Annotated in this window: 19 protein-coding genes; 11 read left to right on the top strand and 8 right to left on the bottom strand. The window is 62.7% G+C overall.

The features are described from left to right. Together AC1DZY_RS25810 and AC1DZY_RS25805 are read left to right on the top strand one after the other, a co-directional pair. Positions 1 to 196, top strand: a 196-nt coding sequence (locus AC1DZY_RS25810; protein WP_476823011.1) for a transposase, incomplete at its 5' end; no start/stop codon positions are given. A gap of 493 nt (positions 197 to 689) precedes the next feature. Beyond that, positions 690 to 962 (top strand): PilZ domain-containing protein, encoded by a 273-nt coding sequence (locus tag AC1DZY_RS25805; protein WP_476823010.1) that lies wholly within the window; start codon positions 690 to 692, stop codon positions 960 to 962. 111 nt (positions 963 to 1,073) lie between these two features. Here the strand turns inward: AC1DZY_RS25805 and AC1DZY_RS25800 are convergent, their stop codons facing one another. Both AC1DZY_RS25800 and AC1DZY_RS25795 read right to left on the bottom strand, forming a co-directional pair. Beyond that, positions 1,074 to 3,743 carry an EAL domain-containing protein gene (locus AC1DZY_RS25800; RefSeq protein ID WP_476823009.1) on the bottom strand — a complete coding sequence of 890 codons (2,670 nt, stop codon included), beginning with the start codon at positions 3,741 to 3,743 and terminating at the stop codon, positions 1,074 to 1,076. Between the two features lie 63 nt (positions 3,744 to 3,806). After that, positions 3,807 to 5,156 (bottom strand): FecR domain-containing protein, encoded by a 1,350-nt coding sequence (locus AC1DZY_RS25795; protein ID WP_476823008.1) that lies wholly within the window; start codon positions 5,154 to 5,156, stop codon positions 3,807 to 3,809. Between the two features lie 250 nt (positions 5,157 to 5,406). Between AC1DZY_RS25795 and AC1DZY_RS25790 the strand changes: the two genes are divergently transcribed. Further along, on the top strand, positions 5,407 to 7,119 hold the full coding sequence (locus tag AC1DZY_RS25790; RefSeq protein ID WP_476823007.1) for a ShlB/FhaC/HecB family hemolysin secretion/activation protein: 1,713 nt from the start codon (positions 5,407 to 5,409) through the stop codon (positions 7,117 to 7,119). A gap of 183 nt (positions 7,120 to 7,302) precedes the next feature. Here the strand turns inward: AC1DZY_RS25790 and AC1DZY_RS25785 are convergent, their stop codons facing one another. The 4 genes from AC1DZY_RS25785 to AC1DZY_RS25770 all read right to left on the bottom strand — a co-directional run bounded on the left by AC1DZY_RS25785 (position 7,303) and on the right by AC1DZY_RS25770 (position 11,299). Beyond that, a complete protein-coding gene (locus AC1DZY_RS25785; RefSeq protein WP_476823006.1) occupies positions 7,303 to 7,590 on the bottom strand; it encodes a DUF4143 domain-containing protein in 288 nt (95 codons plus the stop codon). Continuing rightward, entirely contained in the window at positions 7,587 to 8,552 is a 966-nt protein-coding gene (locus AC1DZY_RS25780; protein WP_476823005.1) for an ATP-binding protein, read from the bottom strand. The genes AC1DZY_RS25785 and AC1DZY_RS25780 overlap by 4 nt, the downstream gene beginning before the upstream one ends. 117 nt (positions 8,553 to 8,669) lie before the next feature. Beyond that, the gene (locus AC1DZY_RS25775; protein ID WP_476823004.1) at positions 8,670 to 10,961 is read right to left on the bottom strand and encodes a relaxase/mobilization nuclease domain-containing protein; all 2,292 of its coding nucleotides are present in this window, start codon (positions 10,959 to 10,961) and stop codon (positions 8,670 to 8,672) included. Next, positions 10,958 to 11,299: a hypothetical protein gene (locus tag AC1DZY_RS25770; RefSeq protein WP_476823003.1), complete on the bottom strand. Its 342-nt coding sequence runs from the start codon at positions 11,297 to 11,299 to the stop codon at positions 10,958 to 10,960. The genes AC1DZY_RS25775 and AC1DZY_RS25770 overlap by 4 nt, the downstream gene beginning before the upstream one ends. An 877-nt stretch (positions 11,300 to 12,176) precedes the next feature. On the opposite strand from AC1DZY_RS25770, the gene AC1DZY_RS25765 reads away from it, so the two are divergent. From AC1DZY_RS25765 to AC1DZY_RS25750, 4 genes are all read left to right on the top strand, one after another. Further along, positions 12,177 to 12,863 carry a nucleotide-binding protein gene (locus AC1DZY_RS25765; RefSeq protein WP_476823002.1) on the top strand — a complete coding sequence of 229 codons (687 nt, stop codon included), beginning with the start codon at positions 12,177 to 12,179 and terminating at the stop codon, positions 12,861 to 12,863. Next, positions 12,860 to 13,246, top strand: a complete 387-nt coding sequence (locus AC1DZY_RS25760; protein WP_476823001.1) for a hypothetical protein — start codon at positions 12,860 to 12,862, stop codon at positions 13,244 to 13,246. Before AC1DZY_RS25765 ends, AC1DZY_RS25760 begins: the two co-directional genes overlap by 4 nt. Before the next feature lie 45 nt (positions 13,247 to 13,291). Beyond that, entirely contained in the window at positions 13,292 to 14,488 is a 1,197-nt protein-coding gene (locus AC1DZY_RS25755; protein WP_476823000.1) for a DUF1173 domain-containing protein, read from the top strand. 307 nt (positions 14,489 to 14,795) lie between these two features. Beyond that, a complete protein-coding gene (locus tag AC1DZY_RS25750) occupies positions 14,796 to 15,158 on the top strand; it encodes an XRE family transcriptional regulator (RefSeq protein ID WP_476822999.1) in 363 nt (120 codons plus the stop codon). A gap of 87 nt (positions 15,159 to 15,245) precedes the next feature. Here the strand turns inward: AC1DZY_RS25750 and AC1DZY_RS25745 are convergent, their stop codons facing one another. After that, positions 15,246 to 15,452 carry a hypothetical protein gene (locus AC1DZY_RS25745; protein ID WP_476822998.1) on the bottom strand — a complete coding sequence of 69 codons (207 nt, stop codon included), beginning with the start codon at positions 15,450 to 15,452 and terminating at the stop codon, positions 15,246 to 15,248. Positions 15,453 to 15,808: 356 nt separating this feature from the next. Here AC1DZY_RS25745 and AC1DZY_RS25740 point away from each other — a divergent pair, with 356 nt between their 5' ends. After that, complete coding sequence (locus AC1DZY_RS25740) at positions 15,809 to 16,075, top strand: WGR domain-containing protein (RefSeq protein ID WP_476822997.1); 267 nt, start codon at positions 15,809 to 15,811, stop codon at positions 16,073 to 16,075. A gap of 45 nt (positions 16,076 to 16,120) precedes the next feature. On the opposite strand, the gene AC1DZY_RS25735 is transcribed toward AC1DZY_RS25740, so the two are convergent. After that, complete coding sequence (locus tag AC1DZY_RS25735) at positions 16,121 to 16,450, bottom strand: DUF736 domain-containing protein (RefSeq protein ID WP_476822996.1); 330 nt, start codon at positions 16,448 to 16,450, stop codon at positions 16,121 to 16,123. Between AC1DZY_RS25735 and AC1DZY_RS25730 the strand changes: the two genes are divergently transcribed. The 3 genes from AC1DZY_RS25730 to AC1DZY_RS25720 form a co-directional block, all read left to right on the top strand. Then, entirely contained in the window at positions 16,449 to 16,577 is a 129-nt protein-coding gene (locus tag AC1DZY_RS25730) for a hypothetical protein (protein WP_476822995.1), read from the top strand. The two genes, AC1DZY_RS25735 and AC1DZY_RS25730, sit on opposite strands and share 2 nt — an antisense overlap. Positions 16,578 to 17,433: 856 nt before the next feature. Further along, entirely contained in the window at positions 17,434 to 23,685 is a 6,252-nt protein-coding gene (locus AC1DZY_RS25725; protein WP_476822994.1) for a HAMP domain-containing protein, read from the top strand. 20 nt (positions 23,686 to 23,705) lie between these two features. Beyond that, on the top strand, positions 23,706 to 25,274 hold a 1,569-nt coding region (locus AC1DZY_RS25720; protein WP_476822993.1), incomplete at its 3' end, for a response regulator.

Genomic DNA, 25,274 nt, shown 5'->3' with positions numbered 1-25,274 from the left:
GTTCCTCTTCCTGCCGCCCTATAGCCCCGATCTCAACCCGATCGAGATGGCCTTCGCCAAGCTCAAGGCGCACCTGCGAGCCGCCCAGGCACGAACCTTCGACGCCCTCTGGAGGGCCGTCGGAAACATCTGCGAACTCTTCTCGCCAGCCGAATGCCGAAACTTCTTCAAACACGCAGGATATGCGTATGATTAACCGTCCGATGCTCTAGCCGGGCAATCGCCGATCGACGAGGCTGCAGCCCTCATGCTCGCGCAGATCCTTGCAAAGCACGGATTGCCCCGATCACGTTGCCTGCGGATTCGCTGTCGAGCGCGAAGATCGCCGTGCTGGTGAAATCAGGCCCCGCCCTGATCTGCCTTTGCTATATGAGCGCAGGAAGCGCGTCCCATATGCGATATGCCGTCAAGCGCCTACGACGTCGGCTTCCATCGACCTGTATAGTGCTCGCGTCGCTTTCAGCTGAGAACGGCGTCGTTGGCGGTACCTCGGATATTCCAGCGGACGACATCGCCTATACCCTACGCCGCGTCACCAAGGCGTGCCTAGGTCGGGCCGAATTGAATGATGGGAACTGACAACAGGCAACTAGCGTGGGTGGCGTTTTTAGCTCGGCAACACCCAAATTGTATAAAAATGTCGGCATTGCGACAGTACGAAACTTAGTCCCGCCGTGTTATCGGAAGATATGACCGATGTAATCTTACAAAGAAAACATTTGAGACACAGGGTAATCGAGCCCGCTCAAATGCATGTGATCGGTCAAAACCGCTATTTTTCTTGCATGATTCGGGACTTATCGAAAGGCGGCGCGCGATTGAGGATCCCGTCGAATTTGCCGACGGAAGGTCAATTGATACTTATTGCAGAGCAGATCGGGCTGAGGCAACGGGTTCAAGTCGTCTGGCGAGATGAGCATTCCGCTGGGGTTGCTTTCAGTCTAATACCCTCCATCGAATAATGAAAACCTCATGAGCGAGAGGCAGTTCAACGAAAACTCCAGCGAGCACGCAAGCTGCCAACATTTCGATGCGGGTGTGGCGAGCTGCGCACAAATATTTCAAGCAATAATTTAGGCAACACGGCGCTTCATCTCTCTCAAGAAGTTCGCCTCGAAGACTGAGGCTGAAACTGGCTTGCTGATCAGATATCCTTGTCCTTCGTCGCAACCCATCTTTGCCAGCAGTTCTGCGATCGCCTGGGTTTCAATACCTTCCGCGATGACCGATAGGCCAAGCGCATGACCGAGGTCGATCGTCGCCGATACGATTGCCGCATCGTCGGTGCCAGACTCCAGTGTCTTCACGAAAGTCTGGTCGATCTTGATTGTGTCGAGAGGAAACGCCTTCAGATAGGTCAAGCTGCCATAGCCCGTTCCGAAATCGTCGAAGGCGATCTTGACCCCGAGTTCCCTAAGCGCGGCGAGTTTGGCTTGAGCATTCTGGCCGCTGTCGAGGATGATGTCCTCGGTGACTTCGAGTTCGAGAAGTCGCGGATCGAGCGCGTGATCGCGCAAGGCTTTCGCCACATCGGCGACCAGGTCACCAGTCTGAAACTGCGACTGGGCGAGATTGACGCCGATCCGTAACGGATGTCCAAGCCGCTGCCAGGCAGCCGCCTGCCGGCAAGCGCTATCGAGGACGAAGGCCGCGACGCCTTCCGACAGCGATGTCGTATTGACGACGGGCAGGAACTCGCCCGGCGAGACATAGCCGCGCTGCGGATGCCGCCAGCGGATCAGTGCTTCCGCCCCGACGATCCGGCCGCCGCGCAGCGCGATCTGGGGCTGGTAGAACAGTTCGAATTCTTCGCGCGCGAGGGCCTGGCGCAGTTCGGCCTCAAGCGCCTCGCGGATCTCCACGGCCTGGCGCATCACCGGCTCGTAGTGCGTGACGCACCCCGATGTCTTTGCCTTAGCCAAAGCGAAATGGGCGTTGCCGACGATTTCTTCTGCGGAGGTCGCCTCAGCAGCGCCTGCGATGCCAACCGAGATCGAAATGCGCCGGCTGCGGTCGCCGAAGTCCACCGGACGTTCACGGAACGCTTCGATTATCGACTCGGCGAGCGGGACGGCGGAAGTTCCCTCCTCAGCCAAAATGATAGCGAACTCGTCATCTGCCAGGCGCGAGACCAGAGCTGCGTCGACCGCGAGATCATTCAGGCGATCGGCGACCGCCCGCATAAGCGCGTCGCCAAAAGCGCTGCCATGAAGACCGTTGATGACTTGGAGCCGATCGACGCTGACCACCATCAAGGTCCTGTTGAGTTGCGCGCCGGCGAGTTCGTGCAGTAGGCTGTTGCGGTTGGCCAATCCCGTCACTTGGTCGCGTTCCGCCAGATCACGGATGCGCTCCTGCTGACGCTTGCGCAGGGAGACGTCGCGCAGTACCGCACCATACTGGATGCCGTCGGCGGCGTCCCAGCACGAGAAGCTGCATTCGAGGTCGAAGCGTTCCCCCGAACGCCGCTGGCCGGTGAGCTCCACGATCAGACCGCCCGGTTGGCGCAGCCGCTCGGGCTGAATCGTCGTCAGCGCAAAATCGCTGTCCGTCGCCAGCAGCGCGCCAAAGGGCAGACCGATGGAATCGTCGCTGCGGTAGCCAAAGATTTGGCTCGCGCCGAGGTTCCAGAGCGTGATGCGGCCGTGTCTGTCGGCGCAGACCACGCCGTCGCTGAAAGACATCGCAATCTGCTGGAAGCGCCGCTCCGCGATGAGCCGGAGCAGACCGCGCAGATCGATTTCGTCGATCGCCGCAACGAAGGCATAGGAGAGCGCGGCGGCGAGAAAGAGCGAGGTGTCGAGCTCGACCGGGTGATGCGCCTGCAGTGAGAGTGCTCCCGCCTCGCCGACGATCACCAGGCCGGCCAGAACAAGAAGTCGCGCTCGAGTGCGTAGCCGGGTCCAGCTCAGCGCCATCACGAGCATCAGCAGCGCCACCAGGGAGAGCGAAACGCCGCGCGCTGTCATCGTCAGCGCCCGGCCCTTGGCGATCGACTCCGCCGCTAGCGCCTGGATTAGGGAACCGGGCAGGATCCGGCCGTTCGGTACGATAAAGCGGTCGCCGAGTTCGGCCGCGGTGCCCGCAACGATTACCTTCTTGCCGCGCAGCGCCGCCAGGGTTTGCGGATCCCCTCTCAGCACGTCACTGTAGGAGACGGTCGGCACGGTGGCCGGGGAGATGCCGAAATCGATCCTGAACGGGCGCCCGGCTTGTTCGTGCCGGCCCGCCAGCAGCGCGCCAACCGATGGAATAAATTCGCCTTCGATCGTGGCGCCGTAGTTGTAGCGCCGGATAATGCCGTCGGCATCGGGCAGCACGTTCACCAGCCCGAGCCAGCCATGCTGCGCCAACGCTGCAATCGGCCGATTGACATGTAGGGTCAGGCCGTCGCCGCGATCGGCCATGCGTTGTCGGAAGGCCGGCAGTACGACTGAACCACCGGCGGCCTGCAGCGCGGCGGCGAAGGCTGCGTCCTCGTCGGGCGATGATGGGGCGCTAAAGTCGACGTCGAAGACGATGTCAGTAACCCCCGCCTTGTCGAGTTGTCCGACAAGTTGGCCATGAAGGCCACGCGGCCAGGGCCATTGTCCGACTGCAGCGATCGAACGCGGGTCGATCTCGACCAGCACGATGTCGCCCGATGCCGGTCGTGTCAGAAGCTTGAAGCGAGCGTCGAAAAGCGTCTCGCGCAGCCAGGCGTGTAGCCCCGCCGCGAAGAGGCAAGACAGCAGCAGCGCCACGAGAAGATGGGGGCGATAGCGCCTCACGCGCTACCCGCTGGGCCGGGCCGGCCGGTCCGATCGCTAGCGACGGCCATTGCCATTGCCGTTCCCGTTGTTGCCGTTTCCGGAGTTGCCGTTCCCGTTCCCGTTGTTGCCGTTTCCGGAGTTGCCGTTCCCGTTCCCGTTCCCGTTCCCGTTGTTGCCGTTCCCGGAATTGCCGTTGCCGCTATTGCCGTTGGAGGCGGAGGCGGGTCGGTTGTTGCCGGACCCGGCATTGGTGTTGCCGTTGCCGTTGCCATTGTTGCCACGGCTGGCGATCGCCGCGCTCGTGGCGCCGTCATTGCCGTTGCCATTGCCGCGTCCGACGGCAGATCCGGAATTGGTAGCCGATGTGGCCGCGCCAGCCGCACCCGCCGCCCCGGCCTGGGTCTCGGCGCCCCCGGCCGGATTACCGCTGTTGCCGGCGGTCGCCTTACCGCTGCGGCTACCTGGATTAAGTTCGCCCGTGCCCCAAACCGTGGCGCGACGGCCACCGGCCGAGCTGTTGGCCTGCGCATCGCTGCGGGCCATGCCGCCGGTCACCTTATGGATGTCGAGCTTGACCTCGCCCAGCGGGACTGAAATGCGCATCCCGCCCTGTCCGCTCCTTTCGATCCCGCCCGGTCCCAGGCGGCGTTGAGGGGCGGCTTCGTTTAATGTCGTAGTCGGCATCGCGTTTCGCGCCGGAGCAACACCGCCCGCATCCGCGCGCTGTAGTGGCACCGCGCCAGCAGGCGCCGTCAGTCCGCCGCCCGGAACGGCGATGGGCGCAATCCTGGGCGCGCGGGGCGCGCCCTGTTCGATCAGCCTTGGCACGCCCTGGCCGGAAAGGCGAAGCCCCGTGACCTGGCCGAACGAAGCCCGCGCCGATTGTCCCGGTAGAACCAGCGCGAACTGGCCGGAGCGGAAATCTGCGACCTGGACCTGGCCGCGTACGACATCGACCCTGGCGCGACCGCCTTCGACGGACACGCGAAAGCGTGTGCCCTTCACCACGGCGGCAAGATAGGGCGTCTCGACCTCGAAATGCTGGACATTGCGCTTCTCGACCTCAAGCAGGATCGAACCTGCCTGCTGGATCACGCTCGACATGCCCGGCCGACCGGCCTCCGGCAGGCTGATCGCCGAATTCGGAGAGACGAGGATGCTCTCGGCGCCCCTGACCAACAGGACGCGTCCGTTGCGGCCGGTGCGGACCGAATCTCCTGGTCGCAGATCGCCCTGCTGGGACACGGACGCCGGCTGCACGCCGTTGGCGCTGACCCAGGCTTCGCCCGACACCTTGGCCACCCGCCAGGGACCATCCTGCGCCTGGGCCGTGTCAAGCAGACCGAAGACCGAAAAAGCCGTCACGGCGAGACCCGCGACCACATCATTCAGACGCCCTGACATCAATCTCAATCCTTGAGCCGACCAAGGGCTGTCGCAGGAGGCGCAACCCAGCGCTTCGCAGCCTAAAGCTCAGGCATGAAAAGAGACTTAGCGATGCAGCCTGGAACCGTTCGAATCCGGCACGATTCGTTAACCATGTTTTTTTAGATTGCCGGAAGCCGGGGGGAACGGCTCAAAATTTTGCGACAGGCGAAACGATATGTGGCGTCAAGCCGGCCATGGTCATGCAGTAAGGCGCCGACGTCATATCGTGCTGACCGCGGTAATCGTTGGGGGATCGCTCCTCGCGCCAACCCTCGCCGGCGCCCAGTCGCCCATCAACCCGCTTCAGCCGCTCGGCACGGCGGCCCGGACGCAGGTCGAGCAGCGCGAGAGCGACGAGCGCCGACGCCCGCTTGCGGGTCTGCGCCCCGGCATCGGCATGGCAGATCGAACAGTTGGTGAAACGAAGCTGCTGTCCACGCTGCGCAGCGTCGAGCTCGCCGGCGCCTCGGCCTTGCCGGGCGACGAACTGGCCGCGACCTATGCCGACCGGATCGGCCGCGACGTCTCGCAAGCCGATCTGATTGCGATCGCCGCCGGCATCGGCGACGCCTACCGACGCGCCGGCTACCATCTCAGCCGCGCGATCGTGCCGCCGCAGGACTTAAAGGGCGGACGCCTGCGCATTCAGGTGATCGAGGGGACGATCGACGACATCGTCGTCAAGGGCGACGAGAGCGGCACGTTCGGCGTACAAGCTTTGCTCGCGCCCATCGCCGCCGATCGCCCGGCCCGTCTCGCCACCCTGGAGCGGCGGCTGCTGCTCGCCAATGACCGCCCGGGCGTTCGCGTCGCCGATACCACACTCGACGAGATCGCGCCGGCGAGCGGCCGCTTCCGACTGACCGTCTCGGTCCAGCCTTGGCGGGTCTACACCGCCACGGGCGTCGACAATATGGGTTCGGCGGCCGTCGGACCCTGGCAGGCCTCCGCGAGCGCCGCTGTCAACTCGCTGATCCTGCCTGGGGACAGTCTGGCTCTGTCGGGATCGTTCGTGCCCGGCTCGTCCAGGGAGCTTCGCTTCGGCCGGGCGAGCTACGACGTTCCGATCGGTACCGACAGCCTGCGAATCGGCGTCGCCGCCTCGCGCAGCGAGGTCTGGCCGGGCGACCAACGGCGACTGCTGGGCACCGTCTCCCAGGCCGAGACCTACGAGGCCCGCGCCGCCTTCGCGCCGCTGTTGACCCGCACGCATGCGCTCTGGCTGACTGGCTCGCTCGGGATGAGCGACGTTGCCGAACGGAATCGTTTCGGCAGAATTTACAGCGACCGCATCGGGTTCGCGAGCCTGGCGGCCGATTACAAGCTGCAACTCGCTGAAGGCTCGTGGACCTATCTGTCGGCGACCTATCGGCAAGGCCTCGGCTTCCTCGACGCCCATCTGGACAACCAGGACTGGCTCTCGCGCTACCGCGCCTCCGGCCACTTCTCGCTCGTCAATGCCTCGCTGACCCATTACCAGAATCTGGCAGAGAACTGGTCGCTGAAGCTCGCGGCGGCGGGCCAGATCGCCTCGGGCCGGCTGCTGTCGTCGCAGCAGTATTATATCGGCGGCCTCTCCTTTGGCCGTGGCTTCGACGGCGGTTGGCTCGCCGGCGACAATGCGCTGGCAGGCTCGGCCGAGCTTCGCTTCGACCAATCGCTCGGTCTCGCCTTCGCCAAGGGATACCAACTCTACGGCTTCGTAGAGGGCGGCGTCACGCGCAGCTATCAGCAGCCGAAGGACCTGGTCCAGGGACTGGCCTCAATCGGCCTCGGCGCAAGGCTCTTCGTCACCGATGACCTCCAACTCGGCGTCGCGATAGCCAAGCCGGTTGCGCAACATTCGCCTGTGCACTGGAACAGGGGTACGACCGTGCTGTTCTCGCTGTCGAACGCTCTGCGCTTCTGCCCGACAGCGCCGAATTTTCTGTGCGGATAACGCGCCGCCGCATCGTTTCGGCTATGCCCCCCGAACGCACTGGCCGAAAGCAGACTTTCCCAACGTCAGTTGTGGGCCAAACTTCCCCGTTCGCAACCTAACGTCGTGGCTTCAAGTCCCGTCGCATATGGATTCGCCAGCACGCTACAGCATAATCAAGTTCCATAATCTTCCTTATGCGATTCACATATCCCAGAGAACGGAGACAGGGGCCCCCTGGATTTTTTCGCTGTGCGGCGTAACCCGGTCATGATCGTGGAGGATCAGCCCGCGAATGAACTTGTCGCCAGCTGCGCTCTGCAGTTTGACGAGCCCGGAAAAGTCCTTCGACCGCAGGGTTGCCGACGCTTTTACCTCGATGCCGACGATCCGCCCCCTGTTGTCTTCGAGCACGAGATCCACTTCGTCGAAATCCTTGGTTCGGAAATGCGAGAGGTGGATGGATCGGTCGCTCCACGACAGAAGCTTCAAAATCTCGGAGTCACGAAGGTTTCGAGCAGGGGACCAAACGCCGTTCGATCGCGCTCGAACGCATCGGCACTGGCGTCCCTCAGCGCGCTCAACAGTCCGCTATCGAGAAAATGGATCTTCGGGGTTTTGATCAGGCGCGACAGCCGGTTTGAATACCAGGGTCGAATCGTCTGCAGGAGAAATAGGCGCTCAAGGATCGTGACGTATTTTTGGATTGTCGGCCGCGACAGTTCGAGCGGCATCGACAGTGAGTGGAGATTGACGAGCTGACCGGAATGCTCGGCCAGCATTGCGACGAGTAGGGGCAATTTTCCAAGTTGCTCGATGTCGGCTGTGTCGCGAACATCGCGATCGAGCACCAGTTTCAGATAATCGCGAAACCACACTCTCTGCCGCGTTGAGCTCCGTCGCAGCGGCTCGGGGTAGCCGCCGGCGAGAACGCGATCGATGAGCGCCTGACCATAGGCCGGTGCTCGCCCAGCAAGTGGCAGCTCTCCCGCGAACATGCGATCGACGAAGCTGCCGGGATTGCCGATCAACTCGGCCTGCGAAAACGGGAAGAGCTGGATAACTTCGATGCGACCGGCAAGCGAGTCGCCGATGCTCGGCAGCGCCATGACGTTTGCGGAGCCGGTCAGGAGGTAGCGGCCGGGCGACGTGTCGCGATCCACCGTCTCCTTGATCGCCAGCATCAGCGCTGGCGCACGCTGCACTTCGTCGATAATGGCGGATGGAAGCGAACGGACGAACCCCACTGGATCAGCGCGCGCAGCATTCAGAGTTTGCGCATCGTCCAAGGTCACAAAGGGTCGGGCTTCATTCGCAAACCTGCGGACAAGGGTTGTTTTCCCGGCTTGCCTCGGCCCGACGACGAGAACGACGCGCGTGTCCTCGATAGCGATGGCAACCTGCGCCTCGGCGCGCCGTGTGATGTGCTCGGGTAATTCGAGATCAATGGCCATACGACCAATCGTAATTTAAATTCCGACCATTTGAAAGGCACCGACCGTCTGGTTGCAACTTGAGTTTTTGGACCAGCCGCCCAATCTCATGACGCAACCCGTCCTTTCGCACTCGCTCTATCTAATCCGCTGCCCTCGAATGGTTTCTGCCGTTGGCCGATCCGCATCAACTTCACGCATCAGCTTCTCCTGCTCGGTCTTCAACTTCGCCAAATCGTCGGTCTGCACAAGGGCTTTCGGCAGTGGCTGGCCAGGCGCTTCCATGAGAACGCGAGCCGCTTCCGCCGCGGCGGCGGCCTCACCTGCTTCCCGCGCGGCGGCCTGCTGTGTGCCAGCGACAATGGAACGTTGTGAAGCGACATCGCGCTGCGATTGCGGATCCAGTCCGCCTCGCCCCTCCTGGCGTCGTTCGATTTCGACCGCGCGATCCGCCAGCCTCTGGGCGTCGGCAGCTTCGCCCTGCTCCTTCATCCGTACAGCCTCAGCACGCTCGATCAGCCGGTCCGCCGAAACGCCGGCCAGTCGCTCGATATCGCTGCGCGACAGCTCCTGCACCCCTCGTTCCTGCATCCGCTGAAAATCCACTCGCATCGCCAGGGTTTCGAGATAGCGCGCCGATGTCTCGCGGAACTGGTCCTTGGTCGCACCATCCAGAAGATCGGTCGTGCGCGACACTGCGTCGTTCATCGCGCGAAGATCCTTTGCCATTTGCTCTGATGTGATTGCCATAGGCTTGTCCTCCTTGCTCAACCAATTCTGAAGACGCTTTTCGATGATGTGGATGATGCCGCCCAGAGTGTGCGCCATCGTCAGCCGCTGGACCATCGCCGCAGCGACCTGACCAGACGGCGCCTCTTGCGCGACAGCTGTCCAGGCCTTCAAGCCATCGTTGACAGCTTGGCGGTCCGCATCGTTCAACGGCAGCTTCACTGGATTCTCGCGCGCCGTCGCCATGCGCTGACGCGCCTTCTCGATCAAACCCTGATTGATCGGGTCAGCCGCATATTCTTTATCGCGGGCTTCTCGGTGCGGTCGCGGGCGCTCGGCCGCATCGACGATCGCCTTGTCCTTGGCGCCATAGCTCTGTGACCAAGCCCGCTCCGTCGCCGAGGTTGCAACAATCTTCAGACCGTGGGCTCGAGCAGGTTCGGCATAGACCTCGCGCCAGGTCCGAAAGTCGTCCCTGTTCGGATGAATTTTTTGGCCGGCCTCGTTCTTCACGGTTATGACGGCGTGGGCGTGAATATGCCCCTGCGTCTCCTTGTCGGTGTGAATTCCGAACATGAACTTGTGGTCGGCGAAGCGGTCGTGAAGGAACTCGCGAACTGCATTCGTTAGCCCGCCGACATCGGTGCCTGCCTTGGCCGAGATCATCAGATGCATCGTGTCCCGCGGTGATTGCGACCGCAGCGAAGGGCCCCAATCGCGCGCCGCCTGGCGGGCGCCGGCCGCGTCAGCGATGGACGCCCCACGGTCATCGGTGAGCGCGCCATGCTTCGCGATGTGCTGCCTGAGCTGATAGGCGACGCCATCCCGACCGTGCCGCGAAGCGCCAGGCTCGACACTTATCGCATGCTGAGGATGACCGATCGAGGCCTCGATCCGAGCCTTGACCGCAGCCTCCGATTTAGCGTCGAGTCGCTTCTGGGTGAAGCCATCCTGGTCCGTTCCAATCTGCTCGTCGCGGACCCGGAAACGCGCTTTCGCAGTGCCCGCCATCGCAACCACCAGCCGCGCTTCCAACTTGCCGTCAGATGTCTGCTCAAGCCGGACTGCGTGTCGGTGACCCGCAAACCCTGCGGCGATGGCGCTCTCATAGGTTTCTCGCCCAGCCGGCGTATCGCGAACGCTATGCAACTTCAGCCTGATCGCGACGACATCCTGGCTTTCCTTCCGGTTCTCAAACGTTTTCGACCACTGTTTGATTTCATCGGCGACCGCCTCGCGATCGGCGAGAATGCGCCCGTCATGCGTTTCAAGAGCGACGTCGTCGCGTTGGACATATTGACCGGTTGCGGTCGCGCGCGCGGCGCCATGGGCATAGGAGATGACTTTAACGACGGCCGGCTGATAGCCGGCGGCCAGGTGACGCGCCCGGCCGAGCGCGCCGCCCTCGATCCGAGCCGGCTGCACCTGCCGAGCGGGTGACGGCCCGCCACTGCCCTTCGCTTTGATAGCATCGAGACGGCGTTCGCGCTCGGAATCACGCCCTCCCGTAATCGTGACGCCGTGCAGAACGGCGTGTGCAGATATAGATGACTTTGGCGACCGGCCCAGGCTCACGCCGTGTTCGCTCGTCGGCGTCGACATCAGAGGCGACTGGCGACGTTGCGCCCGGCCATGAGCGACCGTCTCGCGCGCCCCGCGAAACGTTTCCGTCCAGCGATCGATGACAGCACCATGGCTCATACAGCCGCCCCTCCAGAGGGAACCGCCTCGGTCGCGGAGAGTGCAAGCCCTCTGAGCCGGGCACCGTACGTCACCGTCATCTCGGTCAGCTCTTCGTCGATCGCGGCGATCACGCCATGGAGCTCGCTCCAGACCTGCTCGGCCACCGCGAGCTCGGCTCCCTTGCCGTGCCGGATCATACCCAGCATCTGCGCCAGAGTGCGCCCAACTTGGCGAACCTCAGCCGCCAGTGCGACGACAGCTTGCGTGTTCCCTACCGACAGCGCTGGGCCGGCCTGAACGGATGCTCGGATCAGGCGGCGCACGACCTCCGCCTTCGGCAAGCCGAACAGTTCCACCGCCTCGTCCAGCCGCGCCGCACCATCGTCGGACAGTTCAGTGCGAAGTCGGGGCTTCCTCCGCGGACCTGAATTCGCTCGAACCACCGCACCCTCCCCTTCAAGGCTGCCCGACCGTCGCGCTGCTAACCGCGATCGGTGAGGCAATGCCGCGCCAGCGAACCGGCTGCCCTTCGCAGCCTCCCCTTGGTTTGTGGCCCACAAACCGGTATCTTGTCAATCAATAGTCGGAATATTGACCTCACTTTCTCCCTCTCCCCACTTCGCGTTCTCACGGCACCGTTCAAGCGGGCGAGGCCTGTCAATCGATGCTGGGTTTCCTGGAGATCGCCGCATCGGTCTCGATCACAGGGTGACCTATCATAATCTTCACCCGTACCGTGGTGCGCAGATAACGCAGTCCGACAATCGCTCAGTCCTCGCTTTCGGCACTAATGCTTTCCGTCGTACGTACACTCCTGCAGCGCATCTTTCCGCGAAGTCCCGATTCTCGAACTGCGCCATTGGTGAAATAACGCATTCCGTGAGTCACGCATTCATGGACTGCAGCAGAGCTGGGCTGCATCACACGCCGATCTCATCAATGCCGCGTTCCAGCAGAGCCGTACTCCTCGGCATCGTCAGTGCGGGTGTCCCTCACTGTCGCGCTCGCTTGGTCCACGATTCCGACAGTAGGTTCCTGCGCTGATCCGCGACCACCACAGCTCGCGACAGACGCATCAGCGAACGACGGCGTTGCGTTATTCCGTCACCGACGGGTCACCGAACTCAAGACGTCACGCCTTGACACATCAAGTCAATATACTGACTACTGACTGAGGCAGCATTTCAATGCGTTGATGGCGCACATCGTCGTCAAGCGATCGAGGGCAGAAACATGGCGAGCATTTTCGCGGTGGCGACGCCGAAGGGCGGCAGCGGCAAGACGACGATGTCGATCCTGCTCGCCGGCGAGCTGGCGCAACAAGGCTACGGGATCGGCCTGATCGACGCCGATCCGCAAGGCTCGGCCTATCAGTGGCATGCCTCGTCAAAAGCGCGCGGCCACGACCCTGCTGGGATCGACATCGTCCATGCTACAACCGAATCCGCCGTGCTGCAGCGCCTGGCCGAACTCGACGAGCGCGACGCGGTCATCATCGACACGCCGGGTTTTGCCGATACGCGGATCACGGAGACGGCGTTTCGGGCCGATCTCGTCATCCTGCCCTGTAAGGTCTCAATGTTCGACGCCTCGCAGATCGTCCGCACCGTCGGCTTCATGAAGCAGCGCGCGGCCGAGATGGGCGTCTTGGAGCCGCCTTATCGGGTCGTGATCAACGAATATGACAGCCTCGACCGCAACACGGTGCCGATCCGGGAGGTGCTTGGGTATTTCGACAGCGAAGGCGTCAAACTCTGCCAGAACGCGCTCTATCGCCGGATCACCTATCGCACCATGACCAATGGCCATGGCACGCTCTACCAGATGAACGACAAGGATGAAGCGGTGCGCAAGGCTCGCTACAATGCCGACCAGGTCGTGCGCGAACTTTTGGCCGCGAGCCAGGAGGGGGCTGCGTGAGCGAGTCGAAGCCCCGCCTCGCCTTGCCGCGCAAGGCGACGGTCGAGACCGCGCCACCGCCGCGCCCGATGGTTGTCACGCCCGACTATGGTGAGGAGCCGTTGCGCCCCGTCGCCAGGCCATCGGCGATGCACGATGGGCCCGGTGCTCAAACCGGGCGGCTGGCCCGACCGGCGATGCCAACCCGTCAGCGTGACCCGTTCGAGGGATTTGGCGACCGGCTGTCCTCGCGCCCGCTGGCCTTGCGGTTGCCACGTCCGATCGATCTCGCGATCCGCCAGATCGCAGCGGAACGCCAGGTCCAGCCCCTTCGACTGGTCGACCAGGCCATTCGCGAATTTCTGGAAAGGCTCGACCGCCTGCCTGACCGTCCCGATGCATGATCGTCATCCTGCAATCGCCGAAGGAAATGGCGCGATGGCGATGCAATGAGACAGATCGCGATCGAGGGCGAGGTCGTCGCGACTGACGCGGCGGATTTTCAAGCGCGCCTGGCGGATGCTCACGCTCGTCACGACCGCCCCTTGTGCCTCTGTCGTGATACCGGATTGCCGCTCTATATCGCCAGGGCTGGAGGCCGACTGATCCTGAAGCGCATGCCCGGCACAGGCGCGCGGCATGATCCGGCTTGTGCCTCCTATGAGCCGCCTTATGAACTCTCCGGCCTTGGCGCTGTCGCAGGTTCAGCGATCAGCGAGGACTTTGAGACCGGCACGACATCGCTCAAGCTGGATTTCAGCCTGACGAAATCGCCCGGACGTGCGGCGCCGGCTCCGAGCGCAACGCCAGACAGCGGCGAGGTCCGCAGCGATGGGACCAAGCTGACGCTGCGGGCGCTGCTGCACTATCTCTGGGACCAGGCCGGATTCAACCGCTGGCGGCCAGGTATGGCCGGCAAGCGTAATTGGGCCGTCATTCGGAAGTTCCTGCTCGAGGCGGCCGAGGGCAAGACCAGCAAGGGCAAGGCCTTGCCTGACATCCTCTACATCCCTGAGATGTTTCAATCCGAGCGCGAGGCCGAGATCACCCAGCGTCGTTCCGCCTTCATGACAAGAGCCACGGCAACAGCCGGCAAGGCTCGCCCGCTTCTGATCGTCGTCGGTGAGGTCAAGGAGATCGCGCCCGCGCGGTCGGGTCACCGTCTGGTCATCAAGCATGCGCCAAAATTCCCGTTCCTGCTGAACGAGGATGTCCACCGACGCCTGGGCGTCGTATTCGCCAGTGAGCTTTCGCTATGGAATGCGAACCCGGACGCGCATCTCATCGCGATCGCCACGTTCGGCCTCGACAGCGCCGGCGTCGCGACGATTGAGGCCGTCGCGCTGATGGTGGTGACCGAAAACTGGATCCCGTTCGAGAGCATCAGTGAGGCGGGCCTGCTGGACGCCCTGACGCGGCGCAAGATCAGCTTCCTGAAAGGGCTGCGCTATAATCTTCCCGCAAGCCAGCCGCTGGCGAGCGTCGTGCTTCACGAAGACGCCCCGACGCCGCTGGCCATGTTCATCGTCCCAAACGAGGCCGATGCCGCCTATCGCATGGCGCTCGATGCTCTGATCGAGACCAGCGATCTGCCGGCCTGGATCTGGGCGCCCGGCGACGAGCCGATGCCGGCGCTACCGGCATAGTCCCCACACCACCGCCCCACCGACCACCATCGCGCAAGGGATCATGCCCTCCGGCCGAAACGCTGCAGGCGGTTCGGCGAGCGCCGGCACGGCGCGAGGAGAGCCCGCTCCGGCGCTGCGCCGGTTGCGCCGATCAAACCTGCCAAATCCTGCCCAAACCCGGTCCCGCACAACTGGCGATCGTTGTTCCATTCGGAACTATTCTAATTCGATACATTGATGACCATTGGTCAGTATATTAGAAGAATGATACCGCGCTTGGGCTGCACGGGAAATTTTATCCTGCCCCCGAGGTCAGGCCGTCACCATGGTCAATGTGCGCCGTCCCCGGGAGGGGGAGCAATCGATCCTGAACGAGATGCTGGCGATGCGCCTGCAGGAGCTCGAAGCCAAAAGCAACGACTCTCCAGCGTTCATCAGCCAGCTCGGCATCGGCAAAGGCACCTATTACGATGTCTCCCGCGCCAAGGGGAATCCGACCCTTCGTACGATCGAGCGCATCGCCGCGCGTCTGAATATGAGCGTCTTCGAATTGCTGGGGTTCAGCGAGGCCGATGCCCGCCGGGCGCTAAAGCGCAACGGTGTCGACTATGACGAATTAACCTCGGCGCTTGCCGACAAGGGCAAGGCCGATGAGCGGATCGCGGCCCAGGCTCGATTGCGAAAATAGCCTCCCGGTCTCATCGCGATTGGCGACATGCGAAAAGCCGGCCCGACGCGCGTGGCGCCAGACCGGCTGTTTTTCAGATCGTGATGCTCAGAACGGCAGTGCGGCCAGCTCGACGTCGTGGATCACAGCCCAGCTCTCGACCTCGGCGAAATACGCCGCCTCAGCCTCGCTGCGGTCCTGCTCGGTCAGGAATTCCAGCTCGCGCTTCGCTTCGCGCCGCTCACGCGGCGTAAGGCAAGCATTGTTCAGTTCGGCCTTGAGTTCGGCAATCTGCTGATCGATCGTCATGGTCATGAGAACCTCCTTCGTCTCGAATGGACGAAGGCGCGCCACGCGTCGGCGGAGACCGGGTCAAGGATCGGCGCCAGCCGACCGCCGGAGGCGGCGCGTGGGGGAGCCGGAATGCGTCAGCATTTTGGGGGTACAACGCGTCCTTGAGGCGGGCTCCGCCGGCCGTATCATGGGCCGACCAGAGAGCCCTCCAGTTAGCGCGGGAAGCACACAACCTTTCGGCCATGATCGACGCAGCGAGGCTGGTCCGACAGCGTCGGATAGGATGGGGCAACCCATCACCACCATGAATCCGTCAGAGACCATCGATTCACCGAAGTCGTTGGACGTCGTTGCCGTCGAAGGCGACGATACCTTCCATGCCCAGATTCGAGATCGCACCGCTTCATCTCCGCCGCATAGATCCCGCCCGCAACATGGCGCGGTTCTATGGGCTGTCGATTCAACCGACATTGTTTGGCGGAGCGTCCCTCGTTCGCAACTGGGGCCGGATCGGCACGAACGGCCAGGCGATGGTCGAAACCTTCGACGAGGGCGCAGAGGCCGGCGACGCGTTCGCACGGCTGGAGCGCCGCAAGCGGAATCGCGGATATCTCGGCTCGATCGCGAGTTTGCCGAAATCCTGAATGCGAAGGCTCGCCCGGTGCGATCCGGGCGAGCCTGGCTCGATGTCACTCTCCGTTGCGGCGCCCATTGGGCCGGGACCAGATGAGGCTGAAGGTCTCGGCGTCCTCGTCGTCGAAGAGGTTGGCGTAGATCGGAGCGGTAAAGCTCGGATCGTCCAGCTTGAGGCCGAGATAGTCGCGTCCCTCACTGGAGCGCTTGGTCCAGGCTGCGCCGATCTCGACCCGGCCGGCGTAGACGCGGTGGCTGGGGGCATTGTCACCGGTGCGGTTGGCTTCGGGCACGACGCGGACGTTCTTGGTCTGGAGCGAGAGGGTGACGATTTCGCCGGTGAATTCGTTGGTGGCGGTCTTCTTGAACGTGCCGATGGTCGCCATGATCGTTCTCCTGGTGCTTTGTCTTCGAGCCCGCACCATTGCGGCCTCGATGGCGATCGACGGGCCGAAGGCGATCGACGCGGCATCGCTTGCGACCGCAGCGCAGCGAAGGATGGCGCGGCTGTGAGTTTCTTGTTTCGCGAGGAATGACGGCGCAGCCGGCAGGGGAAGAAAGTCGCAGCCGCGCCGTTGCCGTATAGGCGATCGAGGCGAAGCCGTCTTTCGGTCAGATCAGCCCATCGAAGAGGCCGTGATGGAGCGGTCGGTCTGACAGAGACGCCAAATCGGGAACACGTAAATACCATCAGCGGCTCAAGAGCGGCGTGCAACCCACGTCTGGCAACAAAGCGACTGCCCATATGCCCTAGCTGAAGGTTTGCGGAGCTTCGTCCTCAGTCCCGCTCTCGAACTTCGCCCCACGACCACTTCCTGCCGCCGAAGACATCAGCTTGAGCAGGAAGCGCGTCCCATTTGCGATATGCCCTGAAGCGCCTACGACGTCGGCTTCCGGGGACCCGTATAATCCTAGCCTCGCTTTCAGGTGCCACGGGCTTCGTTGGCGGTATTTTGGGTATTCCTGCGAACGACATCGCCTCGACCCTGCGCGAAGCCAGTACCGCCTGCCTAAGACAGGCTGCGAAGTATTTGCTCGTCTTGAGCTCGAACCACGTATCCTGATCACCGCGTAATCGTCCGCTTTGGCGTATCGCTGGTTAACACTGCGATCCTCGACCCGAATGCCGAAACAACTGCGCAATTAACTGGTTTTGAATCCGTCCCATACGGGACTACTTGCTGGTGAGCGCGCAAAAATTCCTGTCGAAATCTGCTTTTGAATCGCTAAATTCAAGCTCGGTAGTTTTGCATAACTAGACCGGAGCCGCCCCATGACCGAAGCGAGTGCTACGTCAAAAGCAAAGTCAAATGGGCGTTCGTCTAGGAAATTCGAAGCGCCTCCGGCGATCGGCACCGAACTGGCGACCATGTCGACAGTCGATGGCTCCGTTCTCGATCTGAACGAGTTGCTCGACGCCCTGCAGTCGATGCGTCATGGCGAGTTCGCCATCAGGCTGCCGGGCAACCAGACCGGGCTCGCCGGTAAGATTGCCGATACCTTCAACGACATCGTCGCGGCCAATGAGCGCATGGCCGACCAGCTCGAGCATGTCGGGCAGGTCGTCGGCCGCGACGGCAAGACTCGAACCCGGGTTCGCTTCGGTCTTTCGGGCGGCGCCTGGTCCGACATGGAGGGGTCGGTCAACACGCTGATCGACGACTTGCTGTGGCCGACGACCGCGGTGACGCGCACGATCACCGCAGTCGCAAAGGGCGATCTCCTCCAGACCATGCCACTTGATGTCGACGGCCGCCCGCTCAAGGGCGAGTTCCTGCGCTCCGCCACCATCGTCAATACCATGATCAAGCAGCTCAGCGTCTTCACCTCCGAAGTGACGCGCGTCGCGCGCGAGGTTGGCACCGACGGCAAGCTCGGCGGGCAGGCGCAGGTCAGCGAGGTGACGGGCGTCTGGAAGGATTTGACCGAGAGCGTCAACTCCATGGCCTCGAACCTGACGGCGCAGGTCCGCAACCTCGCCGAGGTGACGATCGCTGTTGCCAACGGCGACTTGTCCAAGAAGATCACCGTCGATGTCCGCGGCGAGATCCTGCAGCTGAAGGAAGCCATCAATACGATGGTCGATCAGCTTCGCTCTTTCGCCTCGGAAGTAACGCGCGTCGCCCGCGAGGTTGGAACCGAAGGCAAGCTCGGCGGCCAGGCCCTGGTGCCCGGCGTCGCCGGCACCTGGAAGGACCTCACCGACTCCGTCAACGCCATGTGCGGCAACCTCACCGCGCAGGTTCGCAACATCGCTCAGGTCACGACCGCCGTTGCGCGCGGCGACCTGTCCCGCAAGATCACCGTGAACGTTTCCGGCGAAATCCTCGAGCTGAAAGAGACCATCAACACGATGGTCGATCAGCTCAACGGCTTTGCCGGCGAGGTGACGCGCGTGGCGCGCGAGGTCGGCACCGAGGGGCGCCTCGGCGGCCAGGCGCAGGTGCCCGGGGTCGCCGGCACCTGGAAGGACCTCACCGACAACGTCAACTCGATGGCGTCAAACCTTACCGCGCAGGTCCGCAACATCGCCGAGGTCTCGACCGCGATCGCAAATGGCGACCTGTCGAAGAAGATCACCGTGACGGTTTCGGGCGAAATCCTCGAGCTGAAAGAGACCATCAACACGATGGTCGATCAGCTCAACGCGTTTGCGTCGGAAGTAACGCGCGTCGCTCGCGAGGTCGGGACGGAAGGCAGGCTGGGCGGCCAGGCCAACGTCCGCGGCGTCGCCGGCACCTGGAAGGACCTGACCGAGAACGTCAACTCGATGGCCGGCAACCTGACCGCGCAGGTCCGCAACATCGCCGAAGTCTCGACCGCGATCGCCAATGGCGATTTGTCGAAGAAGATCACCGTCGATGTGAAAGGCGAGATCCTGCAGCTCAAGGAGACGATCAACACGACGGTCGACCAGCTCAACGCCTTCGCCTCGGAGGTGACACGCGTGGCGCGCGAGGTCGGCACAGAGGGCAAGCTCGGCGGTCAGGCCCAGCTCAAGGGCGTCGCGGGCACCTGGAAGGACCTGACCGACTCGGTCAACTCGATGGCGTCCAACCTGACCGGCCAGGTCCGCAACATCGCCGAGGTCGCCACTGCCGTGGCCCAGGGCGACCTTTCCAAGAAGATCACGGTAACGGTCTCCGGTGAAATCCTGGAACTCAAGGAAACCATCAACACGATGGTCGACCAGCTCAACGGTTTCGCCGGCGAGGTCACGCGCGTTGCCCGCGAGGTCGGCACCGAAGGGCGGCTCGGCGGCCAGGCCAACGTGCTCGGCGTGGCCGGCACCTGGAAGGACCTGACCGATTCCGTGAATTCGATGGCCGGCAATCTGACGGCCCAGGTCCGCAATATCGCCGAGGTCTCGACGGCCATCGCCAATGGCGACCTCTCGCGCAAGATCACCGTCGACGTGAAAGGCGAGATCCTTCAGCTGAAGGAAACCCTGAACACGATGGTCGATCAGCTTAATCGCTTCGCCTCGGAGGTGACGCGCGTGGCGCGCGAGGTTGGCACCGAGGGCAAGCTCGGTGGTCAGGCGCAGGTTCCCGGCGTCGCCGGCACCTGGAAGGACCTCACCGAGAACGTCAACTCGATGGCCTCCAACCTCACCGGTCAGGTCCGGAACATCGCCGAGGTGACGACGGCAGTCGCCAGAGGCGACCTGTCGCGCAAGATCACCGTGGACGTGAAGGGGGAGATCCTCGAGCTGAAGAATACCATCAATACGATGGTGGATCAGCTGAACGCCTTCGCCGGCGAGGTCACGCGCGTCGCCCGCGAGGTTGGCACCGAGGGCAAGCTCGGCGGCCAGGCCCAAGTGCCGGGCGTCGCCGGCACCTGGAAAGACCTGACCGACTCAGTGAACTCAATGGCGGGCAACCTGACGGCCCAGGTCCGCAACATCGCCGAGGTCGCAACCGCGATCGCCAATGGCGATCTGTCGCGCAAGATCACGGTCGATGTCCGCGGCGAGATTCTGCTGCTCAAGGACACGCTCAACACGATGGTCGATCAGCTGCGCTCATTTGCGGGCGAGGTCACTCGAGTGGCGCGCGAGGTCGGCACCGACGGCCGGCTTGGCGGCCAGGCCGTCGTCCCGGGCGTCGCCGGCACGTGGAAGGACCTCACCGACAACGTCAATCTGCTGGCCGCCAACCTTACTACGCAGGTCCGCAACATCGCGGAAGTGACGACTGCCGTGGCGCGAGGCGACCTCTCGCGCAAGATCACGGTCGACGTGAAGGGCGAAATCCTCGAGCTGAAGAACACCATCAATACGATGGTCGATCAGCTCAACGCCTTCGCCGGCGAGGTCACGCGCGTCGCCCGCGAGGTCGGCACCGAGGGCAAGCTCGGCGGGCAGGCGCAGGTGCCAGGCGTAGCCGGCACCTGGAAGGATCTCACCGACACGGTGAACGTGATGGCCGCAAACCTGACCGAGCAGGTCCGCGGCATCGTCAAGGTCGTGACCGCGGTCGCCAACGGCGACCTCGAGCAGAATCTGACCGTCGCCTCGAAGGGCGAGGTCGCGGCGCTGGCCGAGACGATCAACAACATGACAAAGACGCTGGCGACCTTCGCCGATCAAGTGACCAGCGTCGCGCGCGAAGTCGGCGTCGAGGGCCGGCTGGGCGGTCAGGCCAACGTTCCGGGAACAGAAGGCACCTGGAAGGACCTGACCGGCAACGTCAACCTGCTGGCGGCCAACCTCACCACGCAGGTTCGCGCCATCGCAGAGGTCGCAACCGCCGTGACGAAGGGCGATCTGACGCGGTCGATCCAGGTCGAGGCCCGCGGCGAGGTCGCAGAGCTGAAAGACAACATCAACACGATGATCGGAAACTTGCGCCTTACCACCGAGCGCAACACCGACCAGGACTGGCTGAAGACGAACCTCGCGCGGTTCACCAACATGCTGCAGGGCCAGCGCGACCTTTCGACCGTAGGTCGCATGCTGCTGTCTGACCTTGCGCCGCTCGTCGATGCCCAGCACGGCGTGATCTACCAGGTCGAGGGAGATGCCGAGGCGTCGAGCCTGCGTCTTTTGGCCACTTATGCCGACGACCCGGTACACGGCCATCCCGAACGTCTGAAAATGGGCCATGGGCTGATCGGCCAGTGCGCACGTGATGCACGGCGCATCCTGATCACCGACATGCCGAAGAACATCGTGCCGATCGGCTCAGGTGTATTCAAGGCGAAGCCTCGCAGCGCCATCGTGCTACCTGTACTGTCGGAAGGCCAGGTCAAGGCGGTGATCGAGCTCGCCTCAGTCGGCTATTTCACCGATCTCCAGTTGTCGTTCCTGGACCAGCTCACAACCTCGATCGGCATCGTGCTGAACTCGATCGAGGCGACGATGCAGACCGAGGGCCTGCTGAAGCAGTCGCAGCAGCTCGCAGGCGAACTACAGACGCAGCAGCGAGAGCTTCAACAGACCAACGAGCAGCTCGAGCAGAAGGCCCAACAGCTCGCCGAACGCAATGTCGAGGTCGAAGCGAAGAACCAGGAGATCGAGCAGGCGCGCCGGGCGCTCGAGGAGAAGGCGACGGAGCTTGCTCTCACCTCGAAGTACAAGTCCGAATTTCTCGCCAACATGTCGCACGAACTGCGTACGCCGCTGAATTCGATCCTGATCCTCGGCCAGCAGCTCGGCGAGAACCCGGACGGCAACCTCTCCGGCAAGCAGGTGGAATTCGCCCGCACGATCCATGGCGCCGGCACCGACCTGCTCAACCTGATCAGCGACATTCTCGACCTGTCGAAGATTGAGTCCGGCACGGTCTCGGTCGATGCCGAGGAAATCTTCTTCAACAGCTTGCTCGACGTCATGACGCGTCCATTCCGCCACGAGGCGGAGAACCGCAAGCTGTCCTTCGAAGTGGTGTTGGCGCCTGATCTTGAGCGCAGCATCATCACCGACTCAAAGCGGTTGCAACAGGTGCTCAAGAATCTGCTGTCCAACGCCTTTAAGTTTACTGACGAAGGCGGTGTCAGGCTCAGCGTGTCGCCGGTAACCGGCGGCTGGAGCGCCGACAACGTCTCGTTGAAGAATGCACCCTCAGTCGTTGCCTTCGAGGTGACCGACACGGGCATCGGTATCCCGACGGAAAAGCAAAGGATCATCTTCGAGGCGTTCCAGCAGGCGGACGCATCGACCAGTCGCAAATACGGTGGTACGGGCCTTGGCCTCGCGATCAGCCGTGAATTGGCCAACCTTCTTGGCGGCGAAATCCAGCTGCGCAGCATTCCCAATGTCGGCAGCACCTTCACGCTGTACCTGCCTCTGACCTTCGTCGGCAACGCGCCGGCGGCCGTCCGCCCAGGTGACATGGAGGCATTAAATGCGGCTGCGGTCTCGATTGCGGCGCTGACGGCAGGTCGCCTTGGTGACAAGGTCGTTGAGCAAATCCAGGATGATCGGCACCTGATTGCCCCGGGCGACGCCGTTCTGTTGATCGTCGAGGACGATCCGCATTACGCCAGCGTGTTGGTCGATCTTGCGCGCGACAATGGATTCAAGGTCCTCGTCGCCATGCGCGGCGCCGATGCGCTGGCATTGGCGCGTGAGTACCGCCCGACCGCTGTTTCGCTGGACGTCTTCCTGCCCGACATGCTCGGCTGGACGGTCCTCAGCCAGCTCAAGCAGGACCCCGCGACGCGGCACATACCGGTTCAGATCGTCACCCTGGACGAAGACCGGCAGCACGGTCTCGCACGCGGGGCCTTCGCTTTCATGAACAAGCCGACCACGAGCGACGGACTCGGCAAGGCGCTTGCCAGATTAAAGGGCTATGCCGAGCCACGCCGCCGGCAGCTCCTGCTTGTTGAGGACAATGAGGGTGAGCGTCTTGGCGTGACCGAGCTTCTGGGTCATGACGACATCGACATCACCAGCGTCGATACCGGCGCCAGGGCGCTCGAAATCCTGAGCGAGGGCGCGATAGACTGCGTTGTGCTCGATCTCAAGCTGCCTGACATGTCAGGGTTCGAGGTGCTGGAACGGATCCGCGACGATGCGACCATCGCCGATGTGCCGGTGATCGTCTTCACCGGCCGCGAGCTATCGTCGGAGGAGGATGCGCAACTTCACACCATGGCACGTAGCGTCGTGGTGAAGGGGGTCGAGTCGCCCGAACGTCTCCTCGACGAGACCGCCTTGTTTCTGCATCGGGTTGTCTCCGACCTGCCGCCCGCCAAGCAGGCTATGCTCGAGCGTCTGCACAGCTCCGACGAGGATCTCGTTGGCGAGACGGTGCTCCTAGTCGATGACGACGCGCGGAACATTTTCGCGTTGAGCAGTGTCCTGGAGCGACGGGGCATGAACGTGCTGACGGCGACCACCGGCAACGAAGCCATCGCAATCATCAATGCGCAGCCGGACGTCGCGATCGTTTTGATGGATATCATGATGCCCGGAATGGACGGCTATGAGACGATGCAGGTCATCCGGTCCAATCCTGCGTTTCGAAGGTTGCCGATCGTCGCCCTGACAGCCAAGGCCATGAAGGGCGATCGGGAGAAGTGCCTCGAAGCAGGTGCCTCCGATTACCTCGCCAAGCCAGTCAATACAGAGCAGTTGCTATCATCGCTGCGGATGTGGCTACATCGCTGAAAAATAAGGGGGGATTCGCGATGGACCCGGTCAATATTCTGCTGGTCGACGATCAGCCGGCAAAGTTGCTGAGTTATGAAGTTATTCTACAAGAGCTCGGTGAGAATCTGATCAAGGCCAAGTCGGGCCGCGAAGCGCTCGAGCATCTTTTGAAGACGGAGGTGGCCGTCATCCTGGTTGACGTCTGCATGCCCGACCAGGACGGCTTCGAGCTTGTCGCCATGATCCGTGAGCATCCGCGCTACCAGAAAACGGCTATCATCTTCGTATCGGCTATCATGATGGCTGAGCCAGATCGGCTGCGAGGCTACCAGGCGGGGGCGGTCGATTACGTATCGGTCCCGGTGGTGCCGGAACTCCTCCGCGCGAAGGTCAAGGTATTCGCTGAGTTGTTTCGCAAGACCCGAGAGCTGGAACGTCTGAACTCCGAACTAGAGCGACGCGTGGCGGAGCGAACGGCCGAGTTGGAAACCTCGTCAGCCCAGCTCGCCCTCCTCAACGAGCAGCTTGAGCACCGCATCGAGGAGCGCACGCGCGAACGAGAAGAGGCGTTGGCACAACTTTTCGAGGCGCAAAAGCTAGACACGATCGGGCAGCTGACAGGCGGTGTTGCGCATGATTTCAACAACCTTCTGATGGCGGCGCTGGGTAGTCTCAATTTGCTCAAGAAGCGATTACCTTTAGACGACCGCGATCTGCGGCTGCTCGACAATGCGATCCAAGCGGCGGAGCGAGGAGCGTCGCTCACTCAACGCCTCCTGGCGTTTGCCCGGCGCCAGGAGCTGAAGCCGCAAGCGGTTGATGTCATTCAGGTGGTCGACGGCATCGAGAACCTCCTGCAGCGGGCGATCGGTCCTGGCATACGATTCGCCAAACACATGCCGCGCCAGCTCGCAGCCGTACTCGTCGACGCAAATCAACTTGAACTGGCGCTCCTGAATTTGGCAGTGAACGCGCGTGACGCCATGCCCGATGGGGGCGTGATCACCATCGGCGCAGAAGAAATTATCACCTCCCCCACCCGTCCGCAGCCAAACTTAACTCATGGTCACTATGTGCGCATCCAGGTGTCGGACACCGGTTGCGGGATGGACGACGTGACGCTCGCCAAGGCTGCCGAGCCATTCTTCACAACCAAGGGGCTAGGTAAGGGTACGGGGCTGGGGCTCTCTATGGTGCATGGCTTAGCTGCTCAGTCCGGCGGGACGCTTGTGATATCCAGCGCGCCGGGCCAAGGAACTTCCGTCGATCTGTGGTTGCCGATCGCGACCGAGACGACGGCTCAGCCAGTCGTCTCTATTAATCCCCCAGATGCCACTTCTGCTCACTCATTCACGCCGCGAACCATTCTCGTTGTCGATGACGACGCTTTGGTGAGCATGGGCACGGCCGCGATGCTCGAAGATCTTGGCCACACGGCGATTGAGGTGATGTCTGGCGCGAAAGCACTGGAGGCATTGACCACCGGCCATCGCATCGATCTGGTCATCACAGATCACGCCATGCCTGGGATGACAGGAGCGGAGCTCGCGCGGCGGATTCGCGCATCGCGTCCTGACCTCCCTATTATTCTGGCCTCGGGCTATGCC

Source organism: Allobosea sp. P2_A10, assembly GCF_056405115.1.
This window is presented reverse-complemented; position numbering and strand designations above follow the sequence as displayed.